24 protein-coding genes and 2 pseudogenes are annotated in these 25,828 nt (G+C 57.6%); 11 read left to right on the top strand and 15 right to left on the bottom strand.

Annotated features, from left to right (window positions below; all coding sequences use genetic code 11):
- Positions 1-8 precede the first annotated feature (8 nt).
- The 5 genes from PH547_RS29065 to iolD are packed head-to-tail and all read right to left on the bottom strand — an operon-like array spanning position 9 to position 5,438.
- Entirely contained in the window at positions 9-944 is a 936-nt protein-coding gene (locus PH547_RS29065; RefSeq protein ID WP_104827739.1) for a sugar ABC transporter substrate-binding protein, read from the bottom strand.
- Positions 945-1,001: 57 nt separating this feature from the next.
- Positions 1,002-1,772, bottom strand: coding sequence for an HpcH/HpaI aldolase family protein (locus PH547_RS29060; RefSeq protein ID WP_285170130.1), 771 nt, complete (start codon positions 1,770-1,772; stop codon positions 1,002-1,004).
- Positions 1,762-2,739 (bottom strand): hydroxyacid dehydrogenase, encoded by a 978-nt coding sequence (locus PH547_RS29055; RefSeq protein WP_285170129.1) that lies wholly within the window; start codon positions 2,737-2,739, stop codon positions 1,762-1,764. The genes PH547_RS29060 and PH547_RS29055 overlap by 11 nt, the downstream gene beginning before the upstream one ends.
- Positions 2,740-2,753: 14 nt before the next feature.
- Positions 2,754-3,587 (bottom strand): NAD-dependent epimerase/dehydratase family protein, encoded by an 834-nt coding sequence (locus PH547_RS29050; RefSeq protein ID WP_285170128.1) that lies wholly within the window; start codon positions 3,585-3,587, stop codon positions 2,754-2,756.
- Positions 3,588-3,590: 3 nt separating this feature from the next.
- Complete coding sequence (gene iolD, locus PH547_RS29045) at positions 3,591-5,438, bottom strand: 3D-(3,5/4)-trihydroxycyclohexane-1,2-dione acylhydrolase (decyclizing) (RefSeq protein WP_285170127.1); 1,848 nt, start codon at positions 5,436-5,438, stop codon at positions 3,591-3,593.
- Positions 5,439-5,665: 227 nt separating this feature from the next.
- Here iolD and PH547_RS29040 point away from each other — a divergent pair, with 227 nt between their 5' ends.
- The 6 genes and pseudogenes from PH547_RS29040 to PH547_RS29015 all read left to right on the top strand — a co-directional run bounded on the left by PH547_RS29040 (position 5,666) and on the right by PH547_RS29015 (position 10,725).
- A complete protein-coding gene (locus PH547_RS29040) occupies positions 5,666-6,469 on the top strand; it encodes an IclR family transcriptional regulator domain-containing protein (RefSeq protein WP_104827744.1) in 804 nt (267 codons plus the stop codon).
- 575 nt (positions 6,470-7,044) lie between these two features.
- Entirely contained in the window at positions 7,045-7,398 is a 354-nt protein-coding gene (locus PH547_RS29035) for a transglutaminase-like domain-containing protein (protein WP_285170126.1), read from the top strand.
- A 193-nt stretch (positions 7,399-7,591) separates the two neighbouring features.
- A pseudogene (locus PH547_RS29030) lies at positions 7,592-7,944 on the top strand (transposase); the annotation flags it as partial.
- Between the two features lie 143 nt (positions 7,945-8,087).
- Positions 8,088-8,570, top strand: coding sequence for a hypothetical protein (locus tag PH547_RS29025; RefSeq protein WP_260304549.1), 483 nt, complete (start codon positions 8,088-8,090; stop codon positions 8,568-8,570).
- 73 nt (positions 8,571-8,643) lie between these two features.
- Positions 8,644-9,297: pseudogene (locus PH547_RS33865) on the top strand (GAF domain-containing protein); the annotation flags it as partial.
- An 84-nt stretch (positions 9,298-9,381) separates the two neighbouring features.
- Positions 9,382-10,725, top strand: a complete 1,344-nt coding sequence (locus tag PH547_RS29015; protein WP_285170157.1) for a sigma-54 interaction domain-containing protein — start codon at positions 9,382-9,384, stop codon at positions 10,723-10,725.
- Positions 10,726-10,874: 149 nt separating this feature from the next.
- On the opposite strand, the gene groEL is transcribed toward PH547_RS29015, so the two are convergent.
- The 7 genes from groEL to PH547_RS28980 all read right to left on the bottom strand — a co-directional run bounded on the left by groEL (position 10,875) and on the right by PH547_RS28980 (position 18,835).
- On the bottom strand, positions 10,875-12,506 hold the full coding sequence (groEL, locus tag PH547_RS29010; RefSeq protein WP_285170125.1) for a molecular chaperone GroEL: 1,632 nt from the start codon (positions 12,504-12,506) through the stop codon (positions 10,875-10,877).
- A 69-nt stretch (positions 12,507-12,575) separates the two neighbouring features.
- Complete coding sequence (locus PH547_RS29005) at positions 12,576-13,379, bottom strand: iron-sulfur cluster assembly protein (protein ID WP_285170124.1); 804 nt, start codon at positions 13,377-13,379, stop codon at positions 12,576-12,578.
- Positions 13,380-13,384: 5 nt separating this feature from the next.
- Entirely contained in the window at positions 13,385-14,407 is a 1,023-nt protein-coding gene (locus PH547_RS29000; RefSeq protein WP_285170123.1) for an amidohydrolase family protein, read from the bottom strand.
- A 73-nt stretch (positions 14,408-14,480) separates the two neighbouring features.
- Positions 14,481-14,849 carry an MmoB/DmpM family protein gene (locus PH547_RS28995; RefSeq protein ID WP_260304554.1) on the bottom strand — a complete coding sequence of 123 codons (369 nt, stop codon included), beginning with the start codon at positions 14,847-14,849 and terminating at the stop codon, positions 14,481-14,483.
- Between the two features lie 16 nt (positions 14,850-14,865).
- On the bottom strand, positions 14,866-15,924 hold the full coding sequence (locus tag PH547_RS28990) for an aromatic/alkene monooxygenase hydroxylase subunit beta (protein ID WP_285170122.1): 1,059 nt from the start codon (positions 15,922-15,924) through the stop codon (positions 14,866-14,868).
- A 55-nt stretch (positions 15,925-15,979) separates the two neighbouring features.
- Entirely contained in the window at positions 15,980-17,065 is a 1,086-nt protein-coding gene (locus PH547_RS28985; RefSeq protein WP_260304556.1) for an NADH:ubiquinone reductase (Na(+)-transporting) subunit F, read from the bottom strand.
- 96 nt (positions 17,066-17,161) lie between these two features.
- Positions 17,162-18,835, bottom strand: a complete 1,674-nt coding sequence (locus PH547_RS28980) for an aromatic/alkene/methane monooxygenase hydroxylase/oxygenase subunit alpha (protein ID WP_285170121.1) — start codon at positions 18,833-18,835, stop codon at positions 17,162-17,164.
- 483 nt (positions 18,836-19,318) lie between these two features.
- On the opposite strand from PH547_RS28980, the gene PH547_RS28975 reads away from it, so the two are divergent.
- From PH547_RS28975 to PH547_RS28960, 4 genes are read left to right on the top strand one after another with little or no spacing between them, the layout of a single operon-like run.
- On the top strand, positions 19,319-19,789 hold the full coding sequence (locus PH547_RS28975) for a hypothetical protein (RefSeq protein WP_285170120.1): 471 nt from the start codon (positions 19,319-19,321) through the stop codon (positions 19,787-19,789).
- Between the two features lie 35 nt (positions 19,790-19,824).
- Entirely contained in the window at positions 19,825-20,139 is a 315-nt protein-coding gene (locus PH547_RS28970) for a hypothetical protein (RefSeq protein WP_260304559.1), read from the top strand.
- A 1-nt stretch (position 20,140) separates the two neighbouring features.
- A complete protein-coding gene (locus tag PH547_RS28965) occupies positions 20,141-21,256 on the top strand; it encodes a WD40 repeat domain-containing protein (protein ID WP_285170119.1) in 1,116 nt (371 codons plus the stop codon).
- A gap of 30 nt (positions 21,257-21,286) precedes the next feature.
- Complete coding sequence (locus PH547_RS28960) at positions 21,287-21,463, top strand: hypothetical protein (RefSeq protein ID WP_260304561.1); 177 nt, start codon at positions 21,287-21,289, stop codon at positions 21,461-21,463.
- Positions 21,464-21,538: 75 nt separating this feature from the next.
- Here the strand turns inward: PH547_RS28960 and PH547_RS28955 are convergent, their stop codons facing one another.
- Together PH547_RS28955 and PH547_RS28950 are read right to left on the bottom strand one after the other, a co-directional pair.
- A complete protein-coding gene (locus tag PH547_RS28955; RefSeq protein ID WP_285170156.1) occupies positions 21,539-21,829 on the bottom strand; it encodes a ribbon-helix-helix domain-containing protein in 291 nt (96 codons plus the stop codon).
- A gap of 106 nt (positions 21,830-21,935) precedes the next feature.
- Positions 21,936-22,988 (bottom strand): NAD(P)-dependent alcohol dehydrogenase, encoded by a 1,053-nt coding sequence (locus PH547_RS28950; RefSeq protein ID WP_285170118.1) that lies wholly within the window; start codon positions 22,986-22,988, stop codon positions 21,936-21,938.
- A gap of 228 nt (positions 22,989-23,216) precedes the next feature.
- On the opposite strand from PH547_RS28950, the gene PH547_RS28945 reads away from it, so the two are divergent.
- Positions 23,217-25,130 (top strand): sigma-54-dependent Fis family transcriptional regulator, encoded by a 1,914-nt coding sequence (locus tag PH547_RS28945; RefSeq protein WP_285170117.1) that lies wholly within the window; start codon positions 23,217-23,219, stop codon positions 25,128-25,130.
- Here the strand turns inward: PH547_RS28945 and PH547_RS28940 are convergent.
- Positions 25,127-25,522: a VOC family protein gene (locus tag PH547_RS28940; RefSeq protein ID WP_285170116.1), complete on the bottom strand. Its 396-nt coding sequence runs from the start codon at positions 25,520-25,522 to the stop codon at positions 25,127-25,129. The genes PH547_RS28945 and PH547_RS28940 overlap by 4 nt on opposite strands.
- Between the last annotated feature and the right edge of the window lie 306 nt (positions 25,523-25,828).

The following is a 25,828-nucleotide window of genomic DNA, read 5'->3' as shown; positions in this document are numbered from 1 at the left end:
CTCTCATGCTATCGGATTGATTTCTTGGCGAGTTCGAGCACCTGTGGCGCTTCCTTGGCAGTGATGAACTTCGGTCCGCTTTCGATCAGATCGTTCGTCGGCATCAGCCCGTAGCGGATGTAGTTCGTCAGAAGGACCGTGCTGAGGTAACCGTGGAAGAACGGCTGGTGTTCGACCGCGAACGACGCCTTGCCATCGATGATGGCCTGCAGGAAGCCCGGTGAAAGGTCAAAAGAAACGACCTTTACCTTGGTGTTGCCCGTTGTCTGAACCGCATCAACTGCGGGTTCGCCGGCCTGGCCGGCGCTAAGCGCGACGATGGTATCGATCTGCGGATCGCTGGCCAGCGCTGCCGTGACCTTCGACTTTACTTCCTGGAAGTCATTGGTTGTCGGCAACACAGTGACCGGTCCTCCGAAACCGTCGGCCACACCGCGGCAACGGTCGTCGAGGGCCGTGTTGCCGACTTCGTGGTTGATGCAGATCGCCTTCTTCTGGCCAAGCTCCTTGAGCTTCTCGCCGACACGCTTGCCGGCCGGATATTCGTCCTGACCAATGTGGATCAAAGTGCCGAAGCTTTTTGCGACAGTTGCACCCGAGTTGACCGAGACCACCGGAATGCCCGACGCAACGGCGGTTTTGATGGCATCCTTCAGTGCATCGGCATCCGGGATGGTCACGATGATCCCATCGGGCTTCTGGTTGACCGCCGAGGTTATCAGCTCGGACATGCGGACCATGTCGAACGTCTCCGGAGCCACGTAGTCAAACTTCACGCCCATCTGCTTGGCGGCCATGTCGCCACCGTTCTTGACGATGTTCCAGTACGGATCGTTCGCAAGGCCGTGGCTGATCATGATGATGCGTTCCTCGGCGAAGCTGCTGGTCGCAGCTCCAATCAGTGCCGCGCCAGCAAGAACCGCGATCTTCATAAAGTTTTTCATGCCATTCTCCTCCCACGATGGAGATGGTGCATCCCGTGCACCATCAGTTACCCGCACCTATTTGCGGACATTCACTCTCGCTCCGCTCGCCTCCGCGTTGAGAGCCGATTTCAGAAGGTTTGCGTCGCTGTTTGGAACGACGAAGTCGAAGCCCTCGCTGCTGCGGCGCGCTGCGACGGCGCTCGACGGGCAAAAGATCCCAGCATGCTTGCCGTGTTTTCTTGCAACCGAAAGGCAGCGCAGGATTGCTTCCCGCACGGTTTCGTCCGTCGGATCGCCGAGCGTGCCTTTTCCCAAGGCGAGCCCCAGGTCGTTCGGGCCGACGAAAATCCCATCGAGCCCATCAACCGCACAGATCTCGTCGAGTGCATTCAAGCCTTCCAGCGTTTCGATCATGCCCAAGCGAACGATCGATCTGTCAGCATGCTGGAAATAGTCGGCGCCGCCGTAGAGAAGCCCACGAGCTGGACCGAAACTGCGGTTCCCAAGAGGCGGATATCGCGTCGCCGCAACAAAGGCCTCCGCTTCCCTAGCGCTGTTGATCATCGGGCAGATGATCCCAAACGCGCCCGCGTCCAATGCCTTCATGATGACTGGTGGATCGCACGACGGAACACGCACCATCGGCGTTGCCGGGGTTGCCGAAATCGCCTGCAGCATCGAGATCATGGTCTGCACATCTGTCATACCGTGCTGAAGGTCGACGAGGACACAATCGTATTCCGACCATCCTGCGATTTCTGCGGTGTAGGCATTTCCGATCGAGAGCCAGGCGGACACGACCGCTTCGCCACGTTCCCAGACATCGCGGATGTTGTTATTTCGCATCGACGGAAACCTTCAGAACGGATCGATTGACCACCAGTTGCGGATCGAGGTTTCCGTCGATGCCTGCAAGCGCATTGCGCGCAGTCATCACGCCCATTGCGATCAGGGATTCCTCGGTGAGCGCGGCCGAGTGCGGGCTGAGGACGACCCGCTCTTCCGAGACCAGGCGATCGGTTGTGGGGAGCGGCTCCGTTGCGAATGTGTCCAGGCCCGCCGCCCGCATGTGTCCATCCGCCAGCGCATCGGCGAGCGCCTCTTCATCGATGATCCCACCGCGGGCGGTGTTGACGATGATTGCGCCTCGCTTCAACTGTCTGAGGGCGTCGGCGTCGATGAGATTGCGCGTCGTATCCGACAGAGGAATATGAAGAGTGACGACGTCTGCTGCGGCCAAGCCATCTTCGAGGCTATCCACGAAGGTGGCACCCTCGACTTCGGAACGCTTGGCATAAGGATCGTAGACGACGATATCCATGCCGAAGCTCGCGGAACGTTTCGCCACTTCGCGTCCGATGCGTCCAAAGCCCACAACGAGGAGCGTACGTCCACGCAACTCTATCCCGATCAGTCTCGACCGTGCGGCAAAATCCCCCCGGCGGACGGCTGCATCGAGCTGGACGCCGGACTTGGCCGCGGCCAGCATGAGAAACATAGTCTGTTCGGCTACGGAGATGGCGTTTACGTCGCCGACGACGGTGACCGGAATTCCGCGCAAGGTGCAGTGGTCTATCGGAATGTTGTCATAACCGACGCCATGCCGCGATACTATTTTCAGGTTCGGAGCGGCAGCGAGGACGTCAGCCGAAAGCGGAGCATCGCGGACAGTGATGGCGTCGGCGTCGGCGACATGCTTCAGGAGGTTTTCCCGGGAGAAATCGGTGACAACTTCGTACGAAATGTCGGTTCTCTGGTCGAACAGGTGCAAAGCTTCGGGCCGAAGCGGCTGCACAACGAGTATCTTCTTCAATGTCTAGTCCTCCCTCACCAACGTCTGCCCAGGGCCGGCGCCGAAGAGCCGGACGGCACGAGCTTCTCGCGAAGACACGCAGTCCGATCCTTCAACCAGCCTGTGAAACTCAGTTCCGGTCGATGCCGCTCAAGCGGCGCGTATCCAATGGCGCGACCAGCCTCCTCGAGGTCCCAGCGCATTCCGCCGTTGCGAGAGACGACGTTGATCGCATGGAAACCTTCGTACCGGGCGGTAACCGACTTCTCGACAGCCTGCGCCCAGTCCTGATTTCCGAGCCACATCTGCTGGCCCCATGTGCCGAATGCCATCTGCGGACCGGGCTTGTTCTCGCCCGGCTGGCAATAGCCGATCCGAAGCGACAGAAACGCCATGCCCGTCTCGTCACTGACCATGCGGCCATAGCGTTCAACGAAGAGCTTCGAAGCGCCGTATGGATTGACGGGCCGCGGCGGCAGCGCCGAATTCAGCCGATCCTTCCTGAAGCGATATCCACCGAGCACCCAGTTGGAACTGGCAAAGACAAACCGCTTGACAGCCGCATGTCGCGCTGCGCGCAAGACATTGAGCGCAAGATCGATGTTAAGAGGCGACACGGTGTCCCAATCGCCGGCGGCGCGCGGGTCGGCGGCTAGATGCAGAACCGTGTCGACGCCCTTGAAGTGTTCAACCCAGGCTTCGTCGTAGACCTCGAGGTTTGCTGTGATGACCTCGGGATCAGCACCACCGTTTCTGCCGATGCGCGTCAACGACACACCCTCCACCGATTGGAGCGCCATCGTCGCCTTGTGCCCGAGGTTTCCCGTCGATCCCGTCATGAGAACGCGGGTCGTGGTCGGCGCTGACATCCGTCAGACTCCCTTGCGCTGGTGCTTGCGTTGAGCTTCCTGTGCGTCACGCGCCGTGGCGATCGAGTGACGGTTTGTCACCTCCGGCATCCCGACATCCCACCAGGAGCCGCCGTCCATCCACTCGTACGGACGCGTGCGAAGCGCGATGACGTAAGTACGATCGCTCTGGCGCGCGCGACCGATCGCCGCCTCGAGCTCTTCGATCGTCGTGACGTTTTCGGATTCCGCGCCCATCGAACGGGCGTGCATGGCGAAGTCGATACGCGGGACCTCGCCGGCATGTTTCGACGAAGCGAGAAGATTGTTGAATTCCGCCCCGCCTTTTCCAATCTGCAGGCGATTGATGACGGCGAATCCGCCGTTATCGCAGACGATGCAAATAATCTTGTTGCCCGTGAGAACCGATGAATAGATGTCGGAGTTCAACATCATGTAGGAGCCGTCACCCAGCATGGCGATGATCTCCCGCTCAGGGTTTGCGATCTTCTGGCCATAGGCTCCGGCGATCTCGTAACCCATGCAGGAAAACCCGTATTCGGATTCGAACGTCCCGACCCCGATGGACTTCCACGTGCAATAAAGCTCGCCTGGAAGACCGCCAGCCGCGGATACGATCACATCATCCGGCTTCGCATTCCGCTGAACCGCGCCGATAACCTGCGGATAATTCGGGACATCCTGGTTCGTCCGGCCAGTACGCTGTTCAACAATGGCGTCCCAGGCTTCCTTTTCCCGGACGGCCTCGTCGGCCCAAGCGGCCGGAGCAAGCCAGTCACCGAGTTTCGCTGTGATGGCTTCCAGCGACAGCTTCGCATCTCCGACGACGGGTTGCGCCATGTGCTTGTTGGCATCGAAGCGGTTTGCATTCAGCGACAGGAACTTGACATCCGGATCTCGGAACACGCTCCACGAACCGGTGATCATGTCCGCCAGCCTCGTGCCAATCGCGATTACCAGGTCAGCCTTCTGGCCGATATTGTTTCCAGCGTTTCCTCCCATGACACCAATCGACGCGATGTTGAGCCGATGGTCATGAAGAAGTGCGGATCTGCCCATGATCGTCTCTGCGACCGGGATGCCGAAGCGATCGCTGAAATCTGCGAGCTCGTCAGTGGCGCCAGAATAATGAACGCCACCTCCAGCAATGATCAACGGCCGTTTTGCTTCCTTGATCAGGCGGACAGCAGCTTCGATTTGATGATCAGCGGCCGGATAACGTGGGATCTTGTGCACACGCTCGGCGAAAAAGGATTCCGGATAGTCGAAGGCCTCTCCTTGCACATCCTGGGCAAGCGAGATGGTGGCGGGACCACAAGCGGCCGGATCGAGCATCAGAGCAACTGCCTGCGGCAGGGAATTGAGGATCTGCTCCGGGCGAGTGATGCGGTCGAAGAAAGACGAGACCGCCTTGAAGGCATCATTCGTCGTCAGCGACATGTCGTGGAAATGCTCGACCTGCTGGAGAACCGGATCCGGAAGGCGCGAGGCGAAGTTGTCGCCGCAAAGGAAGAGGACCGGAAGGCGATCGGACATCGCGACGCCAGCGGCCGTCACCATGTTCGAGGAGCCAGGACCAACCGACGCCGAGCATACATGGATCTGCTTGCGGCGACGGGCGCGGGCATAGGCCACTGCCGCGAGCGCCATGGACTGCTCATTCTGGCCTCGGTAGGTGGGCAGCTCATCCTGCACTTCCTCGAGAGCTGAGCCCAGGCACGTCACGTTTCCATGGCCGAAGATCGCGTGGACGCCTGAGAAGAGTGGCAGAACGTCCCCTTCGTCGTCGACCTTCTGCGCGATGAGAAAACGAACAACCGCCTGCGCGAGCGTCAACCGAACCATACCCATTTATTTCCTCCTTCGGGCAGCCTCCATCAAGTCATGGCGTGGCAGCGGCCGCCTTGGCTGCTTTTCACCCGTACGACTGATGGCTTCCTCATCTGTCATCACATCCATCCGACGAACGTCTTCGGAAGCGATGGCGATACATATTTCACATCCAAAACATGCTGTCAACATATCGCGCAGTTGCGCGATTATCGCACATTGACATGATATCAAGGACGTGAGATTAGATGCTCATGGACAATGACATTCAAAAGCGCGACTTCGCGCAGACCCTCGCGAGAGGCCTGAACTGCTTGGAAAAGCTGGCCGAAACGGATGCTCCGGCAACATGCACCGAGGTCGCTCGCGCGATGGATGTCAGCCGCGCCGCGGCCCGAAGGATATTGCTTACATTGGAGAGCCTGGGATACGTGAAGGAGGAGCGCGGTCTATACGCTTCCACACCAAAGGTCCTATCGCTTGGACGGGGCGTGCTTCATCGGACGAATGTCTGGACGGCGGCGTCCTCGATCATCATGCGTCTTGCCGATGAGTTGAACGAACCTTGTTCTATTTCGGTGCTGGAAGGGCTCGACATCCTGTTCGTTAGCCGCGACGCCACGCGCCGGATCTATACGTCTCGGCTGGGTGTCGGCGATCGCCTTCCCGCCCACTGTTCGGCCAGTGGCAAGATGCTGCTTGCTTCATTACCTTTCAACGAATTGGACCAAAGGCTCGACGGTGTCACTCTGCGTAAACAGGGGCCTGCCTCCATTACGGATGTCGATATCCTGAAATTGAAACTGGGCGAGGCTCGGCAGGCCGATTTCGCAACTGCAGTCGATGAGATGGAGAACGGCACCATCTCGATAGCCGTTCCACTTCGCGAGAGGGGCGGTCGCGTCGTAGCTGCGATGAGCGTTGCGTCTCACCGAGACCGGATGGCACCTGGGGAGTTGGAAGAAAGAATTCTGCCGCCGCTCCGACGTTCCGCGCGGGAGGTTCAAGACATATTGCGAGATTACCAAGATCGAAACTGGGCGGTACTTTAGACTGCCCCACCACCAGCATCCAAAGAAGAGCGAAATCAGAAATCGACAATCTCACAGATTGGCGCGGGCGCCGAGGCAAGTTGTGTTCCTCCGTCGCCTTGATGGGAATCGAACCGTAGGCCCCGGTACTTCCACCGCCCACAAACATACTAAGCCTCTGAGAATATTACGTTTTATATCAGGCCGACCTATGAAACTTGACTTTCGGCGTTTTGGATAGAAGCACTACGAAGCATGCGGTCGGTCACCGTAGCTTGACGTCCTCAAATCTCATGCCGAAGCGAAAGGATCGCGATTTCGTCAGGAAGCAACTCAATCCTGGCACCGAGCTGGCACCGCCTCCCTTTCAACTATCGACGACGTACACCCAAATGGGTCGCAAGAGCATTTGCAACCTCCATGAGCGCGACGTCAGCTCGAATCGGATGCGAGACGACCGGAGAGATTTGAGCGAGGTGCCGGCTCGAGCCGTTACTGACCTTGCTGATGACAGAGAATTCAAGCCAATGTGAGACCCGATCAATGTGAGGGAGAGTTACACGGAAGGCGGGGATCGCTGGATTGCGCAGAGCGCGATGACTAATCCGGGTCGTCACATCAGTGCAATTGCCGCGCTTCCGTCCGAGGTCGGCGCTCTGATCCAGATCATTCAGGGCATCCTGCTTCATTGCGATTGGCTAAAGGAGTACGGCCTTGACGAAACGAGGCTGGGTTCGATGCCGCGAACGACATTGCCGATTGCGGAACGCCTTGACGACGTCCTAAAAAGGGATCAACAGCCTCTCAACGTCCAGCGGCCGGCCGACAAGCGGTCTGTCGGAACCTGCCGCGACTATGCACTGATGCTCTATGCCTTTCTGCGCTGCAAAGGTGTTCCCGCCCGATCGGGCCCTGTGGTTCGCGAATGGCAGCCCTGCCGTGCTGCCTGAATTTGCTGACATTCCGAGATGCAGGGCGGCATTACCATAAGATGGATTTCTTCCGCAGTCCGGGTCGCCACGATCGGTCTTTACGGCAGATATTGGTTTGAACAACAACTCAATATTTGCCTTTCGATGAAGGGCCCACGGCAGCATCGGCGCAAAATACAAGTCAAAGCCATTTCATAACCTTGGACCTTTTGTAGCTTCTCCGTCCTTCAGGCACACCATCGATGACGCGACCCGTTTCCGGTCAGCCGCAACCGTTGGAGCCTATCTCGGTCTGACCCCAAGACGAAAGCAATCAGGCGAGACTGACCTAAACGGCAAGACATCGAAATGGGGTGATAGACTTTTACGAACCTACCTGTTCGAAGCCGCGGCAGTACTACTGCATCGGACAAAGAAATGGTGTCGCTGAAAGCGTGGGGATTACGACTGGCCTAGCGCAGCGGAATGAAAAAGGCCCATGTCGCCGTTGCCCGAAAACTCGCCATCATACTTCATTCGTACAAGACGCGATTTATTTGGAGACCTTGGATGGGAGCTGTGTGACAGCAACCCTACGCGTTGCCACAGCGGGCTACCACCGCACCTGCCCAAAGCTCCTGTAATCTTCCCTATTGCATCTGCGGAAAAGTGCTACACACTGCCATAGGACTAGCGAAAGCGCATTGAGACAGGATCTGGGAGGGTTCATGGTCGAAATCTTTTCGAAGCAGGACGGTCCGCGTCGGGAGGACGCACGCATCAAGCACCTGATACAGCAAAATCAACATGTGATCACAAAACTCGCGGACCAGATCAGCGGTGGCCATTATTCGGAATCGAAGAAGCCTAAACTGGCGCCGCAGGCTGAGGGATTGATTATCCATATCGGTGGTTCTGCGAAACCGGCTCCTGAACCTGAACCCAAAATCAGGATCACGCCTAACGGTCGTGTGATCGCCGTCGACGTCAGCTCCGGACTGCAACTGCACTATATCGGAGAGCTGCGCGAGCGCCGCGGTCTGAAGATGTTTGCGCTAGCGACTACCGACAACGGTTTCATTGCCCCGCTGGACGAGACAATGATCGAAGCACTTGCTGATATCGATGGTGTCGCGCTTGGTCCCGCTTATGACAGCGCGGATCTGGCAGCCGATATCGGTCTTCGGCTCAATATTCCTTCCGAGGCGTAACGACGAACGGCATATGCTGCTTGCAAGGGCCGAGGTGGTGTCGAATCGCTAGAGCGAGGAATGTGGTAGCCACATGAAACAAGATTCATACACGCGGAGAAATTCCGCCATGGCTCAATCGTCCAGCGGGGATCGACTCATTGCTGCCGACTTGACGCTATACGCAGACTATGACGAGCGGGTAACCATGCGGGCGTGGGAAGCGTTGCTCGAAGGCCGCTCCGAACCTGCCTCCTCCTCATTACCTGTGAGATCGACGATTCACGAGTCCTGGCACCGTTGCGCAAACGGCGGCATTGATGCGCAACAAAACGAAGCGCCTTTGGAGACAGACAAAGATGCTGTCGAGGCGCTCGCACGAAGCAATTTCGAACTTCTGGCGGCGGCCGCCCGACCGTTTTCGGCAATGGGAAGACTGCTGGACGGAACCGGCGCTATGCTGATGCTTGCCGACAGCAAGGGCGTACTGATCCAGGCGATCGGCGACAAAAAGACTATCTATGACGGAATGGACATTCATCTCGGGGTGGGCGGCAAATGGACCGAAGACGTCGTTGGAACCAATGGCATCGGCACCGCTCTGTGGACCGGCGAGCCCGTGTTCGTTCATGCCGCAGAACATTTCTGCGCCGGGATCAAGGCCTGGACCTGTGCAGGCGCGCCGATCCGCGATCCTTTCGATGGAAAAGTCATGGGTGTCGTCGACCTTTCGGGACACCCCGATATCTTCCGGCCACACAATATCGCTCTCGTCGCAGCAGCGGCTCGAGAAATCGAGCGCGCACTCGCGGACTCCCAGAATGAAGAGCGGGTGCGGCTTCTCGAAGCGTTCATCGCCTCTGTCGGCAGCTACCATTCAACTGATGCGGTGATGATCATCGATCGCCATGGACGCGCAATTTACAGCAACAACATACCGATTGCGGATAGCAAGCAGTTTGGCGACACTATTCGTCAGGAAGCCCTAAGCTGTCGGTTGCCGGAGTTGACAAACTCCGGTTTCCTGGATCGCGTCGCAGGTTCGATCCCACAGGACATGCAGTCGTGTAATGTTTGCCCCTTGGAGCTGGACGGAGCAGTGCGCGGTGCGGCGCTGGTCTTTGCCAAGGCCAAGGGCGGCAGAGCGGCCGAGATCGGTAGGGAAAGCAGAACTCAACGGCTCAAGGACGAATCTGCGCTTATCGTTGGTGAAAGCGAGGCGTTGCTGGCAGCCATAGATATCGCCTGTCGGGTCAGCGAAGCCGAAGAAGTAACATCGCTCCTGATCGAAGGCGAAACCGGCGTTGGTAAAGAGCTTTTTGCCCGGCTCATTCACGCAGGAAGCCGCAAATCGTCGAACAACCCGTTTATCGCGCTCAACTGCGGTGCCGTTACCAAGGAATTGTTCGGCAGCGAGTTGTTCGGTCATGTTAGTGGCGCTTTCACCGGCGCTTCTCGGGATGGCAAGCCAGGCGTCTTCGAGCTCGCCAATGGCGGCATTCTCAGCCTCGATGAAATCGGCGAGATGCCGCTGGATATCCAGCCGTTCCTGTTGCGCGTGCTTGAGGAAAGGGTCGTGTACCGTCTTGGAGACAGCCGTTCGCGGCCGGTCGATGTACGGGTCGTCGCCTCAACCAACCGGGACCTTAAGGAAGAAGTAGCAGCCGGTCGGTTTCGCAGAGATCTCTTTTACCGGATCAGCACGGTGTCGATTCATGTTCCTCCCCTCAGGGAACGGGGCAGTGACAGCCTGTTGCTCATCGAGCATTTCAATCGAAAGCTCGCCCACCGTAAGGGAACTGCGCCGCTGCGCTTTTCAAACGATGCACTTGATTCGTTGCTCGCCTATCGCTGGCCGGGCAATGTCCGTGAGCTGCGAAATCTTGTCGAGCGCCTGCATCTGCTTTCAAGCAACGGTTTCGTCGACCTCAAAGACCTGCCCTCAGATATGGTCGAGCGGACACGAGATCATATCGACGTCCTGTCGGCAACGGATGCGCTGCCGCGAGCGGAAGTGCCCGTCTTAAGCTTCGAGGAAGCAGAGCGGCAAGCAATTCGGAACGCACTGGCGGCGGAACACGGCAATCTCAGCAAGGTGGCTCGGCGGCTCGGCGTGTCGCGCCCGACGCTTTACCGCAAGCTGGAGCAATTCGGGATCAAACGCGGCTTCATGTGACACGGCAGCCCAAATTCATCCAGTGCGGAGCTATGAACCCTGGTATTCGCAATTTGGGTGCGAACGTCTTTTCCTTCAACTTATTGAACACTATCACGCCGGTTGCCGGACATTTTTGTTGTTCCCGGCAACCGGTCGCCCCCTCCGCTCTACGCGCGGCCAAGCTTCTCCGCGCCACCGCCGAGAGCCGGGCCGGCGGTCGGATCTTCATTCTCGGCGAGATCGCCGATGAGCGTCTCCGTCGTCAGGATCAGCTTCGCGACAGAGGCTGCGTTTCTAAGTGCGGTGTAGGTCACGCGGACCGGGTCGACGATGCCGGCGTCAATCATGTTCTCATATTTGCCGATCGACGCATTGAAGCCGTGACCGCTGTTGATCCGGGTAACTTCTGCGATAATGGTATCGGGATCGCCACCGGCGTTTGTCGCTATCCGCCATAGCGGCCGTGTCAACACCGACTGCACGAGCCGAATACCCTCTGCGACATCATGATCCACGGTCGCAAGCGTGGCATTCAGCACGGACGATATTTGGGCAAGAGCAGATCCTCCCCCGGCCACCACGCCCTCTTCAGCCGCGGCACGCACTGCATGCAGAGAGTCCTCGATCAACTGGATCGTTCTCTTCTGTTCTACCGGGGTAACTCCGCCAGCATAAAGTACCGCCGTGCCACCCGAAAGTTTGGCCAGACGTTCCCGCAGCTTGTCCTGTTCGATATTGGGCGGTGCGACCTCGAACTGCCGCTGTACTTGCGCCCGGCGGGCGACAATTGCAGAAGGATCACCGCCTCCGCGAACGATCGTCGTATAGGTCGAGCTTGTTATGACGCGTTCAGCCGAGCCGAGATCTTCTGTAGTCACGTCCTCGATCCGCCCGCCGAGATCGCGCGCTATCACCCGCCCGCCGGTGAGGATGGCGACATCCTCCAGCATCGCCTTGCGCCAGTGGCCATATTCCGGCGGATGGACCACGAGATATTTCCCTGGTCCCTGCTTGCCGAGCAATGTCACGACGACGTCCGGCGAGACTTCTTCCGCAACGATGAGCAGTGGCCGACCCGTCTTGTCGGCAATAAGGCGCGCTGCATCTAGAGCAGATGGTTCGCGAATCTTAAGGTCGGTGAGGAGGATTAGCGGACGTTCGAGCACCGCCTCCATCTTTGCCTGGTTGGTAACCATATGGTGCGAAAGATAGCCACGTTCAAAGGACATGCCTTCGACGACATCCAGTGTGGTTTCTGTCGTAACGCTGAAATCGGTGGTGATAATGCCATCCGTGCCGACGCGCTCATAGGCTTCGGCAACCAGTGCGCCGAGTTTCGGGTCAGTGGCGGCGATGTTGGCGACCGCGGTAAGCGTGCCGTTACCCTTTGCAGGCTTGGCGCCGGCCTTCAGGGCCTCGACCACCGTCTCAACCGCAAGATCGATCCCCTTGCAAAGATCGACCGATCTTGCGCCGCGCTCATTGGCGTGAATGCCACCCTGAACGAGCGCATTGGCAAGCACGATGGCCGTCGTGGTGCCGTCACCCGCAATCTCGTTGGTCTGCATCGAGACTTCACGCACGATCTGTGCGCCCATGTTCTCGAAACGATCGTGTAGCTCGATTTCGGACGCGATACTGACGCCATCGCGAGTGACCATCGGCGTACCCAGTGGCCGGTCTATCATTGCGTTCATACCTCTTGGCCCTAAAGTGGGCTCCACAGCGGCCGCCAACCTAGCGACGCCCCGGGCAAGCGCACGGCGCGCTTCGGAATTGTGCAACATCAATTTCGGCATGACTCCTCCTTCCGCCTGACGGGCGGTTTGTTGATTTGGGGCCTCTTTCGGGAAGGCCGTTGCTTTCAATTACGGGGTATCGGCGCGCACTGCGGGAGCGGGAACCCGGTTCAAGATGAAGTCGACCAGTGTCGGTTCACCATCGACTATCTCCACTTCCTTGTAGCGAGTATGCTTGAGCCCGCGGCAAAGTGCACCGTTGAACTCCATGTTGATCCGGACACTTCGAAGGTCGGCCAGATGAACGGGCAATGTCTCCGTCGTAACCCGACCGCCGTCATAGCTCAGAATTACCGGGTCGCGCGGATGCAGGGCCGGCCACCGCAAGAAAAGAGCGTGCCGATAACGCAGCCTCCGCTTCAGCACGTCTTCGCTGCCGAAGCCGAGGGTATCGAAAATGGAAAGCGTGATGCCGGCGATTTCACTATCCGCCATCCCGCTGCTGCGAAGATCGAGGATTATCGCTTCCTGACGGCGCTTGAAGGCCTTGAGCCGGAACTTCTCACGCAGATCCTCGAGGTCCGTCTTCTCCGCGAGCGATCCGAAAATCTCCGCAAAGCTCTTACCCTCCAGAATGCCCTTGTTCACCTCTTCTGCAAACATATGGTCATGTAGGGTCAACCCATATTCCGGAGACCACGATAGTGCGTCCAGCGCGGTCCTGACATCGTCTAGCATCAGGAAGGCAAAATTTGGCGAACACCAGTATGTGGGCAGCCGGAACCCGACCTCCACACGACCATCGGCCGCAATCTCCGCGCGCTCGATGAAGCCCATATCCGTCACGGGTTCATCCAATTCGGGATCGTTGACCCCTTCGAGGCGCCGCCAGAGTTCCCTCTGGCGACTTTCCAACAATTTGGCCGCGCTCATGGCCTCTACTCCGCCGCAACGCTGAACGGCGAACTGGCGAGTGCGACCTTCTTGGCTTCGATGTCGATGTCATAAATGCGCGCAGCATTAAGACCCAGGATCTTCTCCTTGATCTCTGGTGTAAGGTCGACACCTCTTTCTTTCCTGATGTCATCCGGCAGTTCGAATGCCCAGAATTTTTCGACCAACCAACGCGGCGTCCAGATCGCGTAATCGGATCCGAATAGGATTTTTTCCGGACCGGCCCAGAAAAGCAGCTCGGAAATCACTTCAGCGAAGTAGCGCGGTCGTGAATGAATGAAGGGAAGCGCGACCGCGAGACCGCCATAGACATTGGTTTCCTGCACCGCGATCCAACAGAAATCGTCCAGCCGGGGCAGTCCGCAATGTTCGACGATCCAATTGAGATTCTGGAAGTCGGTCGCAGCATAGTCGACATCATGGACGTCGAAAGCATCCTTGTTGAGCGGGATGATGGTCGGTCCCTTGTGAACATGGATGTTCTTGATCCCAAGCTTTTCGCAAAGTTCGAAACAGCGATAGGCCTCGGGATCATTGAGCTTCCAGCCTTTTGAAGCGCCATTCCACTCGGCCGTGTACATTTTCACGCCCTTGATGTCGTAGGTTTCCTTCATCCAGTGGATATACTCCAGCGCCTTCTCTCCATCGCGTGGGTCGAAAGAGCCGTTGACGATGAAGCGTTCGGGATAGCGCTTGGCCATCTCGGCGTTGCGCTCGATGGTATTGAAACCGTTCTTGTAGAAATCCTTGAGATAGGTCGACTGAACGATGGCGACATCATCCGGACCGTTGATGAACAGATCCCTGTAGAGATCGTCGGCGCTGTATTTCTCGAACTTGCTTTTTTCCCATAGTTGCTCTTTGGGACTGAGCGCCGTGTGATAGCCGTAGAAGCATTCGACGAACTGCTTGCCATGGATGTTGCGCTGGTTCTCCGGGCTGCCGTCCCAGAAATGGGTATGCCCATCGACGACGAATATTTCCCTGCCTTCCGGTGTCTTGAACATTGTTGTTCCCTCCGCTGCAAATGATTGAACATTCCGGCGCGCCACTCCGTCGGCGCGCCGACGCTGGGCTTCGTCAGATGTACTCGAAGACCTCGTCCATATCGCCGAACAGGATGACCTCATTGTCATCGATGCGGACCATCCGCCCGTAGTGGGTAGACGTATTGACCTCGAAGATTTCCGCAGTCATTTCGCGGCCGAGATATTCGCTGATCTCGTCCATTCTGAAAATTAGCTTGCCGTTGCCGTCGATGCGGATCATCGCCGGCGCGTAAGTAACGGTAACGCCGGGTTTCTTGCTCATGAACTCTGCAATGGCGCGGGCTTCGACCGAGTCATTCATGGTGACGCCACACTGGTGGGAAATCGTCTGTTCGAAGGTGATGTCCTTCATCGATTTGAAGATGTTCGATTGAGACGCGTCGCGGGCTACTGATGACATGTTGAAATCTCCTGTGTTAGCGCTTGAGGCCGAGTTCGCCGAGGATCTGGCCAATCCGCTCTTGGGACTGAGCACTGACGTCGGAAAACGAAACCGGCTTGGAATGCGGCATGGACCAGATCGGCTGGAGGCCAAGTGCGGCCTTGTCGGCCAGGGCGCCGTGCTTGGTGACCCAGCCCTGGAAAAGCTTGCGGTTTGCCGCGCCGTGCTTTTCATCGTTGGCCAGCAGGTAGATCAGATCGATCGTATTAGCGAGATTGCGCTCATAGTCAGCCTCGGCAGCCGAAATCACCGGTGGGGTGATAAAATCATGGTTTGCCGCAGCTGCCTGCATTAGAAAACCTGAGCGAAACAGTTCCCCGACCAAGGGTTCGAAGATGATGTTGATCGCGAAATATTGTTCGAGATAGTCAGTAGTACCCATGATTGTCTCAATGGCTTCGCGCGTGCCTTGCCAGACAGTGTCCTCGAGCCAATGCTTCTTGCCGAGTTCGTCGTCCCAACCAGGAATATCCATGCCGATTTCGGCCAGATAGAGCGTGATGTCCTGGGCAAGCCGGAGCTTGTAGGACGAGTTGGTCAGCGTGGCGTTGTTGATCATCTGGGTGTAGCCATAGCGCTGCGCCTGCATGAGCGAGGTGCCGAGCCCGAATTCGGCATGTTTCCAGGCTCCGAGATGGGCCTGGAGAACTTTGATCCAAACTTTGTCAAACGTCTTCGGCGCACCGGCTCGGCGGGCGTTGGAAATCACGCTCTGCACCATCGTTTCGATCTTCGATTGACGCTGATAGTGCGTGCGTTCCCACTCCTGATCGGGCGCCCGGAACGCATGCCAATTGGAGCTCTGCGCTGCCGTATTGTCCTTGACATAGGCACCCTTGCCGTTTGCGAAGGAGATGATCCAATTCTGGATCAGATAGCGCTCCGGATCCGGTTGGACGTCGACGGTGACATCCTCGTAATGTGTGGCGCGCTGTCCCTTTGGATCGAAATAGCGGTATTTCCGGCTATCGGAATCAGCAAAGATTGCCGCTCCGGCTGCGCCCGACCCCACTGAACTCGATAATGCTGGCATAGTCCTCACTCCCTTGTTGCAGTTGCACTATTGCTGTTTCTTCTTCGTCCAGCCCTCAATGGCTCGGAGTTCCTCCCCCGGACGAAGTCGTAAATTTGTCGAAGAAAATGCGCTCGGACTCGAAGCCGTTCATGAAAAGCACCGGCTGCAGAGCGTCGATCATCGGCGGCGGGCCGCAGGCATAGACATCGCCTTGGCCGTCAATTGCCAGTTCCTTGAGTTTGGCATCCACGCTTTGGTGAACAAAGCCACGCTCGCCACCCCAGCCGCTGTTCTCGCCGGCATGCGAAAGCACCGGGATGAAAGTGACTTCGGGATAACGACGCACCAACTCACCGATCCTGTCGAGGTGGAAAAGGTCATCCTCCGTCCTCGCACCATAGAAGAAATAGACCGGGCGTTTCTCACCGCTTAGAAGGTGATCATTGAGGATCGACCAGACGGGCGACATTCCCGATCCCGCCCCCACCAGCACTAGTGGTCCTTGTCGGTCTTCTCGTCGAAAGCAGGTTCCATAGGGTCCGACGACGGTGACATCGGCTCCGACCCGGATACCTCCGGAATCGAGCTCGCCGGAGAATTTTCCTGCGGGGTATTTTTTGATAATAAAGGAGAGTTTTTTGGTTTCGCTCGGCGTATTTGCCATGGAGAACGAGCGCGTAATCGTCTCCCCCTCTTCCGTGGTGACTGTGATGTCGACATACTGTCCCGCCCAAAACTTGATTGGGGAACCGAGTTCGATTTCGATGCCTCTGATATCGTGGGTCAGTTTCTCGATATGCGTGATCTGGCCCTTGAATGTCTTGACGGCAATCGACTTTGCGAGAACCTCCTCGTCATAGTTCAGGAGCTCGACTTCCATGTCGGAATAGGCGATCGACCGGCACAGCAGAATGTGTCCGGAATCCCTTTCCATGTCGTTGAGCGCGAATGTCGAGTATTTGAGCATGTCGACCTCGCCGTCGAGCAGGACGCATTTGCACGCCGAACATTGCCCTTCCTTGCAGCCGTGCGGCAAAGCGATACCCTGGCGAAACGCTGCGTTCAGAACTGTTTCGCCGTTCTCGACCTCGAATTCGACACCGACCGGCTCGAGACGAACCGTGTGTGCCTGCTGATGTAGCTTTTGAGCTTCAGCCATTGACGCAACCTCCAATTCCCGCGTGTTTCCTTGAAGGGAAACGTGCTTTTCCCGGAATGTCGCGGAGGCCGGGACCGGCCCCCGCGGCTCTACGCCTTAGTTAAAGGGCGTGATGGTGAAGCCGGCACGGTACTCGGCGAGGTGCTGTTCGCGGGCCTCCGGCGACATTTCGCGCAGAAGCGTCAGCGGGGATTGCAGTATGTGGCCGCGCACATCGTCCAGCGTCCACATATCCTTGCCGTCGAAACGCAGGTGCGGCTGCGGCACGAGCGTCTTGCCGTCCGAACGAACGAAGTTCAGATCCTTGATGGCATCGGCGAGATCCCAACCGTGATAGAGGGTTTCCCATTCGCGCTTGCCGCTGAACCGGCCCATCGCAGGCGTCGGCCGACCCTGGTATTCGTCAGCGAACGCCTCGACAGCGGTCCAGCGATCGAGTTCGTGGGCGAAGGTGTGCAACTGTCCGTCGATCTCACCGACCACCATGTCCTCGCGGATTAGGCAGGGAACAAGGCAGCTCCAGCAGCGATGCGGATAGACGTAGCCAGTTTCCTCGTTGAATGTGATGATCTTTTCGCCGCGGTGGCTAAGCTTGTCATACCATTTCCAGAAATCGCCGAACTCGGCATACCATCCCGGATATTTCTGTTCGAACCATTCAAAATCGGCTTCGCGCTGAGCTTCGATGCGCCAGAAGTTGACCGGCCAGCCGACCGCGAAGAACTGCGCCACCTTGTGGACGTAATGTTTCTTGGTAATGCGGTTCCAGGCTTCGTGAACATCGTCATGATGAACCTTGATCCCGTATTTTTCGAGCGGCAGCATGTAGGTGCGGTAATAGTCCTCGAAGATCCAGCGATGCCACATCTCCGCATAGGATTCCTTGTTCTTGTCACGGTTGGTGGTGCCGTATTCGATGAATGTTCCGATGGCCGCATCGACGATCGCGTGGTTTTGCCAGAAGGCGTAACGAAGGTCGCGCTCGAGCAGCAGGTGGTTTTCCGGCTCCTTGAGAGCTGCCATTAGCAGCGAGTGGCCGTTGCCGATATGACGGCTCTCGTCGGATTGCACCGACAGGAAGACTGTCGGGAGAGCATAGTCGCCATTGCGCGCAGCTTCGGACGGCATCGCCACGAAAAGCGTGTTGGTGAAGGCGGTTTCAGCGACGACGGTCAGATACATGCAGGCAGACGTCATCACATCACCGGTGATGAAGCCTTCGCCGAACTGGCGGCCGATCGTGGTGGCGTAGCACTTGCCGAAAGCTTCCTCGGTGATGTCGAAGCCAGCCGGATCGATATAGTTTTCCATGTACCATTTTTTGAGGTTCATCTGGATGGTCGAATGCCGGAACTCGTCGACCATCTGCATGGTGAAGCCGGTGCGCAGATCTTCACCGGGCGCGATGCGGGCGACCATCGCCATGGAACGGGCCGCCGAGATCTCCGGGAAAGGAATGATCGCCAGGAACAGCTTCATCCACTCGACCCAGCGCGGCTCGACATTGCGGAACATATCGCCGCGCAGAGCCGCATCGAGAGCGCCATAGACGCGGTTGTCCTTTTCCTCCTGCATCGGGAAATAGGAGCGAAGCACCTGCTTCATCGGATCGCGCGGCGCCTTGCTGATCTTATAATCCGTCGGAAACGTCATCGCTTCCTGGACATAGGTCGGGTTCCAACCGAGGTCGGAAATCTTCTTGGTTGCTTCGCCGACGGAGATACCGCGCTGCGAGGTTATCTTGTTAAGCGTCAAAGACGACATCGTCATTAGCCTCCACTGTGTTTGAACCGCAGGCGCTCCGGCCCCGGCTGGAACGGCGCGTTCGAGCGCCGCGTGCGAAAATTGGAACGGCACGATAAAGTGGTACGCTTGGGTGCGACCAAGGTCCGACCATTCAAGTGGATACGGCAAAGGTATTCAGGGAAACGCCGGGACACTCCTCACCCGGCTCAAGTGAACCGCTTCCCCACTCCTTCGTTCTTCTAGCGTCGCAATGAACGCGATGGCTTCTTGTGCGATTGACCTTGCAAAGCGCGTGCCAGTTCAGAAACGCAACGCGTGCCGCAGCAAATAACGATAAAGGATATTCGGAGTGTAACGTTATTTTACAGTCGTAATTTACAAGTGTAATACTTCATACACCCAAGTTTTACGGAGATATCTCAGAGTAAATTGGAAAAAATATAAATATACATCGGTTTATTATGCCGTTATATTCGCTCGGGTGTTTTATCGAAGCCTAAACTCCGTTTGGAAACCGATATGGTGGATAACAACGAAAGAGCGCAGCCTGCCGTGGCCGGCGAGAGCGATGTCACCACAGAACTCGCGCGTCTTATGAAGAGGGATCTGATCTTCACGATGCGCTTCATCGGCGAGAGCCAGCACTTGATGCAGCGTCATTTCCAGCAGTTCATCCTACGGGAACTGGCGATGATGGGCGTGACGCCGGAGAGTCACCCTATGATCCATGTCTTCTCGGAAAAACACGCGCTGATGCTGCGGGATTTCGTCTTTTCCGGCGTCTCGCTGTCACGGCAATTCCGGGTCGAGGAGGTCGAGCAATTGACTGGCGACACGATGATGCGAGTGGATGTGTGGGATGAGCTTCGCAACCATATCCGCATGGCGGAAAGCCAGTTCAGAACCCAGTTGCCGCAACTGCCAACAATTCTCGAGGCATGGAAGTCACCAGAAGCCGGGGCCACCGATACCCTGTGAACTAGCCGTTACCGACCGAAACAGGGGATTTTGTAATGACCACTCAGGACAACACCGCCCTTGAGCTCTTGCGCCGGCGCACCGAATGTGTCGCGGCTGTTTCTTCGTTGACGGCCAAGGCACTGAAGTTGGCTCAAGCGCTTTCTGGTATCGAGATGGATATCCTCAGGCTCGAACTCGCGGCCAGCCGGAGTGGCAACAGCGAGAAATTGGTACGTGAATTGCTCGACACTAAGAACAATGCCGACGAGATGCGGGAGGCGCAGGTCAGTTGCATGGAGGAAATCGCGGAAGCGGAAGCGGAAGTCGCATTACTCGACCGGCTGATTGCTGCGGCAAGAGGAGGATAATATGAACCAGCAGACCACGCCTAACGTAACCCTGTTCGATCTTCTGGCACGCAACTGGAGGCGGCCATCGGCCATCAAACATATCTGTTTCAATAATGACGATACGCTGCTGGCGATGTCATGCTTTGATGGAACCGTCGCTCTCGCCCGCCTCGCCGACAATGAACCTCCAGAGTCCCGCATTACCATCGACAACGGTCGAACCACAATCCACCCCCGTGAGGGACGGCCCTCGCCCCTGCTCAATACCCGAATTCGCGATGGCGGCAGGCTCACAGCCTTTGATGGCGGTGAAACGCTGGTCTTGACGGCAAAGGGCGACCTGTTGCGCATCAATCGATCCGGCGAGATTTCGGCAAAAGTCCTCGCGGATAAAAGCCCAATCATTGCTTTTGATTATTGCCGGTCGACGGGGCTGATGGCCGCGGTCCTCCCCAATCGGCTGCGCCTACAATGGAAGAGGACAGATTCAATCAGAGAAGCCGCTCTCAGCGATCCTATCAGCGAAATGGTATCCATTTCGAACGATGGATGCATGATCGCGCTTGTGGCTGCCACCAGCCTCAATATTCGCCACGCGGAGGGCGACCTGCGGTCATTTCGGGAAATTGCGCTCTCAGCCCGGCCAATTTCGCTGATATGGAGCGCAGACAACAGGTGGTTGGCATGCGGCCTGGAGACCGGCGGATTTTGCCTAGTCGACATAGCCTCAGGCGGCGATGCCATCCTCAGCGATTTCCCCGGTCCGATCCGCACACTGGACTGGAGCCAATCCGCAAACGCAGTTTTCGCATCAGGAGCCTATCGCGTTGCCGGATGGTCAATGGACACACCGCCTCTTTCGAACAGCTCGACAGGAGCACTGGCTACGGGGCATCCGGGCTTCGTGATGGTGGATGCCGTTGCTTCTCACCCATTCAAGAAGCTTGTGGCAGCAGGTTATGCGAACGGCAAGATCGTTATCGCCAAGATCGGCTCTCCCGACGAACTGGTGATCCGGGACACGGGCGGACCGGTCACTGCACTTCAATGGACTGCTGATGGCAAACAGCTTGGCATGGGCGACGCGCTCGGCAATGCCGCGATCATCACCTTCCCTAACCAGTTCTTCAAATAGCTGCCACTCAAACAGAAAATGGAGGATATCATGCAAAGAAAGCTCACCATTGAAGAAAAAAGCAAGGACGCTTTTTTCGAGAGAATTGCGAAGCTCTCGGAGGAAATGGTTGCCGCACATGGCAAAGAATTCAGCATGGGTGCGCTGGTGCTGGGTGCACGCTGGATCGCCGAAGGCCGCGCCGACACTGAAAAGAAAGTCAACTGAGCACGAATACTTTCCCACTCGGCCAAGAAATATATATGTCAGTCGCAGCGTGCCGCTTGCGGCTGATAGCTTTCATCACGTGATGTGAGGCACGGCGATCTCCGTACGGCGTTCTTCCTGATAGATCAGACAGACTGTGCGCAGCATCGAGGCGAGATTGGACATGTCCCCATGCAACTCCAGCGCTTCGTTGTAGAGCACGGAAATAAGTTTGGACATTGAAAGCCCCTCCATTTTCGCGATGTCCTCGAGAACCTGCCAGAATGCGGCCTCAAGCCGTACGCTTGTTGAGTGCCCGGAGATCCGGACCGACCGGCTGACTTTCAAGAATCGCTGCGGGCTCTGCGCTTTTAATACCCTGCACATCATGGCGCCCTCCTCCCTTTGCATTGTTTACGAAAAGGCTCCCCCGCAAAAGCGCGGGGGCACACCAGCATCTGCCACCATTGTGGCGGTCAGTCGGGGTCAGGGGCTAGGGAATGAGCACAGCCCGGCCATGGATTTTGCCATTATGCAGGTCCTTAAGGGCCTGATTGGCATTGGCAAGGCGATATTCGATCGTCGTCAGGTCGACCAGACCTCGGTCAGCGAGCGCCATCAACTCGACAAGTTCTGCCCACGTACCAACCAGATTGCCGATAATGTTTTTCTCGGTGATCACCATGTCGACGGTCGGCACGCGGATCTCCTCGCCGTAGCCGACGACATAGTAGCTACCCATCGGCCGGGTCATTGCGAGACCCTTGGTCGTTGTTCCTCGTTCACCGACGAAATCGATTACGGCTTCGGCGCCTTGGCCATTGGTCAGTTGCAGCACGGCTTCCACCTCGTTGCCGTCTGCCTTGACGATCTTGTCCGCTCCAATCTTGTCGGCCAGCGCCAGCGAAGCCTCCGATTTGTCAACCACGATTACGTCTGCAGCGCACATGGCCTTGAGGCATTGGATGCCAATGTGACCAAGACCGCCAGCGCCGATCACGACGCAGCTTTCGCCTGGCAACAGATGTCGTGTCGCCTTTTTTACGGCGCGATAGGCGGTGAGACCGGCATCCGCATAGGGCGCGACCTCCTTTGGCGACAGTGTCTTGGGAAGAGGTACGATGTTGCGCTCCGACGTGCAGAGGTATTCGGAATAACCGCCATTGCAATCAAGTCCTGGGAATTTTCCGGGCCCATGCATATCGAAACCTCGGCGGCATGCGAGGCAAGTGCCACCGGAAATCTTGGGATGAACGATGACCGGATCGCCGACTTTGATGCCCTCGACCTCCTTACCAATCGCCTCCACCCAGCCGGCGTTCTCATGACCCATGATCAGCGGAAGGAGATTGTCGCCAGCGGGATCCATATGCGGCCGCCAGACACCCTCGATGATGTGGAGGTCAGTGCGGCAGACACCCGCTCCCCCAATACGGACAATAACGTCGGTCGACTTGCTGATGACCGGATCGGCAACCTCCTGTAGTGAAACCCATTGATCGGCCGTCAGGTTGTCGTCATACCTGGTTAGAACTTGCGCCTTCATATCGTTGTTTCCTCCACCGTCGGGACCAATGCCCGCTGCAGAAGAACGATCAGCAAGTGCTGTGCCAGATAAGAATTCATAGCGTTGTCATAGACATAAGCGGTCAATTGACCGGCGCTGGTGTTCACCGGCTGAACGATATGGACAGTGTAACTGTACAGTTTCTGTCTATTGCGCGGTCCGGTTCGGTACTGATACCTTGTACCAAATGATGCATGAGGAGGAGACATGCAGCACCTTTCCGGAATGGACCGCGCGCGCAGTGCGCTGGAGAGGGGCGACAGAGTTCCAGCCGGCACTTTGCAGCCGATCGTTGCCGATAGCTGGCAGCGCTGCCGCGACGCCGATCTCGATCCTCGTGGTCGACCGCGGCAAAGCGTCGTCGCCCTTGCCGACGTGAAGCGACGGCGCGAGGCTAATGCGGCGATGCGGCTGTTGGCACTCGCCGAAATGCAGCTTCTCTATTCGCAGATCGCCGGCTCGAATTTCATGATCGCGCTCGGCGATGCCGATGGCATCGTGCTCGATACGATCAGTGATCAGCAATTTGCCGGTAGCTCGGCCGGACGGTCGATCATCCCCGGCAGCATGTGGAACGAGAGCGAGCGCGGTACCAATGCGCTCGGACTGGCCGGCATGACTGGCAAGCCGGTGGCAATCTACGGCCGCGAACATTATTTTGCCTGCCACGGGCACCTAAGCTGCATGGCCGCGCCGATCTTCAATTCCGCTGGAGAAATCCTCGGGCTGCTCGACGCTTCCTGCGCGCACGAGGCGCGACAGGAACACACGCACGCGTTGGTGCGGATGGCCGCCGCCCAGATCGAAAACGGCCTGATCTACCAGGATAGTGCCAAGAGCTTCGTCCTGGCCTTCCATCCACGCGCGGAATATCTCGACACGCTGTCGGCGGGGCTGCTTTCTGTTTCACTCGATGGCGAAGTGCTATCGATCAATCGGCCGGGCAAATCTCTGCTTGCGGGGCTGCCTGCTACCCCTGGAAATCGGTTCGATGGTTTGTTCGAAGCAGGGTTCGGCACAGCGATAGACGGCCTGCTGAACGGAGGCGTCATCCGTCTCCGCGATCGGACAGGCAGTGTCGTCTTCATGGTTTGCCGCCAGATCGGCGAACGCCGGACGGCGATCGAAAAACGCTCCCCTCCGACGGTGCCTGTCTTGCTAAGGCAGGAGGATGCACCCGATTTCGTTGTCGACGATCCCCAGATCAAGCGCTCGCTCATTGAACTTGCCGAAGCCGCGGCGCTCTGCATGCCTGTGCATATTGCCGGCGAAACCGGCACGGGCAAGGAGCTGATGGCCCGGCATGTCCATCGGTTGAGTGGCCGCAAGGGCGAATTCGTTGCGGTCAACTGCGGCGCGGTGCCGGAAGATCTATTCATCGCGGAAATATTCGGGCATGAGGGCGGCGCCTTTACCAACGCGCGCACCGAGGGCTCGCCTGGGTTGGCGCGAACTGCCGACCGCGGCACGCTGTTCCTGGACGAGGTCGCCGACATTCCGATTGCCGCACAGACCTCGCTGCTAAGGTTTCTCGACAGCATGGAAATCCGTGCCGTTGGCGGGCAGAAGACGCAGAAGGTGGACGTGCAGATCGTCTCCGCCACCAACCGCGACCTGGAGAACATGGTGGCGCAGCGGCAGTTTCGCGCTGATCTATATTATCGCCTCAACAGCTTCCATATCCGCCTGCCGCCGCTGCGTTCGCGCACCGATTTCGGCCGCGTTGTTCGCTTCCTGATGGGCAGCATGGCGCCCGGCACGCCAGTGACCGATGCAGCGATCGTGGCATTGTCGCGACGGCAGTGGCCGGGCAATATCCGCGAACTGAAGACAGTGCTGCGGCGGGCACTGCTGCGGCGGCGCGCTGACTATATCGATGAAGGTTGTTTCGACGAGGCCGAGCCGGTCGTAAACTCCCTTTGGGATTGCTGTGAGGAATGTCGCGGCCGGCCGCTCAGCCGAACCAAGTGCCAGGAAATCCGCGCCGTATACCAGAGGACCGGTGAGAACGTTTCGCGGACGGCCCGCGAGCTAGGCGTGTCCCGAACGACTGTCTACAAGCATGTAGGGACAAACGGCGGTGAGTTCGAAGGCTTGGCCGGTCGTCCCGCCGCATCTTAGAGATAACGCCCGGCCCGCTGCAGAACTTCAATCTTGTAGCCGTCCGGATCGCTGATGAAAAAGAAGCGTGCCATCTTCCTTCCGTCTTGATCGAAGTCAACGAGCCTGCCGGGATGGAGTCCGAGCGAGGTTAGCCGCAGATGCTCGGCATCCACATCCGCGACGGAAACCGCAAGGTGCCCATAACCGTCGCCGAGCGAATATGGCTCTGTGCGGCCTTTGTTGACCGTTAGCTCCAATTCGAACGGGGTATCGAGGTTGCTGAGATAGATGAGCGTGAATGTTTCAAAATCAAGCCGATCGACGACCGCAAGGCTAAAAGCCTGCCGGTAGAATTCGACCGATCGCTTTTCGTCTAACACCCGGACCATCGAGTGGATCATCTTGGCCATTGCGCTGCACCTTTAGCATCGTCCCTAAGGGGTTCCGCGACCAAGCTGAGCACACTTTGTCACGATTGCTGCAATGGCTTACATGAAAAGCCTCTAGGTTGGTGGTATCCGGCTATAGTTGCTGGTTTCGGACAATCAACAATGTCTGACAAGATCGCTTCACAAGTTGCCGAACATGATCCATTCGACCGCCTTCGAGGTCGGCATCGAAGCGGCCCGCCAACTCGCCGCGCTTGACCAGATATCCGCGTCGTCGAAGGCGCAACGAAACCTGCTGAAGAAGCGCGCTCGAACTCGGTTGGATGG

It is taken from the genome of Rhizobium cerradonense (genome assembly GCF_030182455.1).
In the GTDB taxonomy this organism is placed as follows: domain Bacteria; phylum Pseudomonadota; class Alphaproteobacteria; order Rhizobiales; family Rhizobiaceae; genus Rhizobium.
Note: the sequence above shows the minus strand (reverse complement) of the source record. Positions and strands in the feature narration are given on the sequence as shown.

Bases quoted from the DNA above. Each gene is read 5' to 3' on its own strand.
- PH547_RS29065 (WP_104827739.1), bottom strand. From the start codon at position 944: ATGAAAAACTTTATGAAGATCGCGGTTCTTGCTGGCGCGGCACTGATT.
- PH547_RS29060 (WP_285170130.1), bottom strand. From the start codon at position 1,772: ATGCGAAATAACAACATCCGCGATGTCTGGGAACGTGGCGAAGCGGTC.
- PH547_RS29050 (WP_285170128.1), bottom strand. From the start codon at position 3,587: ATGTCAGCGCCGACCACGACCCGCGTTCTCATGACGGGATCGACGGGA.
- iolD (WP_285170127.1), bottom strand. From the start codon at position 5,438: ATGGGTATGGTTCGGTTGACGCTCGCGCAGGCGGTTGTTCGTTTTCTC.
- PH547_RS29040 (WP_104827744.1), top strand. From the start codon at position 5,666: ATGCTCATGGACAATGACATTCAAAAGCGCGACTTCGCGCAGACCCTC.
- PH547_RS29035 (WP_285170126.1), top strand. From the start codon at position 7,045: ATGACTAATCCGGGTCGTCACATCAGTGCAATTGCCGCGCTTCCGTCC.
- PH547_RS29025 (WP_260304549.1), top strand. From the start codon at position 8,088: ATGGTCGAAATCTTTTCGAAGCAGGACGGTCCGCGTCGGGAGGACGCA.
- groEL (WP_285170125.1), bottom strand. From the start codon at position 12,506: ATGCCGAAATTGATGTTGCACAATTCCGAAGCGCGCCGTGCGCTTGCC.
- PH547_RS29005 (WP_285170124.1), bottom strand. From the start codon at position 13,379: ATGAGCGCGGCCAAATTGTTGGAAAGTCGCCAGAGGGAACTCTGGCGG.
- PH547_RS29000 (WP_285170123.1), bottom strand. From the start codon at position 14,407: ATGTTCAAGACACCGGAAGGCAGGGAAATATTCGTCGTCGATGGGCAT.
- PH547_RS28995 (WP_260304554.1), bottom strand. From the start codon at position 14,849: ATGTCATCAGTAGCCCGCGACGCGTCTCAATCGAACATCTTCAAATCG.
- PH547_RS28990 (WP_285170122.1), bottom strand. From the start codon at position 15,924: ATGCCAGCATTATCGAGTTCAGTGGGGTCGGGCGCAGCCGGAGCGGCA.
- PH547_RS28985 (WP_260304556.1), bottom strand. From the start codon at position 17,065: ATGGCTGAAGCTCAAAAGCTACATCAGCAGGCACACACGGTTCGTCTC.
- PH547_RS28980 (WP_285170121.1), bottom strand. From the start codon at position 18,835: ATGACGATGTCGTCTTTGACGCTTAACAAGATAACCTCGCAGCGCGGT.
- PH547_RS28970 (WP_260304559.1), top strand. From the start codon at position 19,825: ATGACCACTCAGGACAACACCGCCCTTGAGCTCTTGCGCCGGCGCACC.
- PH547_RS28965 (WP_285170119.1), top strand. From the start codon at position 20,141: ATGAACCAGCAGACCACGCCTAACGTAACCCTGTTCGATCTTCTGGCA.
- PH547_RS28960 (WP_260304561.1), top strand. From the start codon at position 21,287: ATGCAAAGAAAGCTCACCATTGAAGAAAAAAGCAAGGACGCTTTTTTC.
- PH547_RS28955 (WP_285170156.1), bottom strand. From the start codon at position 21,829: ATGTGCAGGGTATTAAAAGCGCAGAGCCCGCAGCGATTCTTGAAAGTC.
- PH547_RS28950 (WP_285170118.1), bottom strand. From the start codon at position 22,988: ATGAAGGCGCAAGTTCTAACCAGGTATGACGACAACCTGACGGCCGAT.
- PH547_RS28945 (WP_285170117.1), top strand. From the start codon at position 23,217: ATGCAGCACCTTTCCGGAATGGACCGCGCGCGCAGTGCGCTGGAGAGG.
- PH547_RS28940 (WP_285170116.1), bottom strand. From the start codon at position 25,522: ATGGCCAAGATGATCCACTCGATGGTCCGGGTGTTAGACGAAAAGCGA.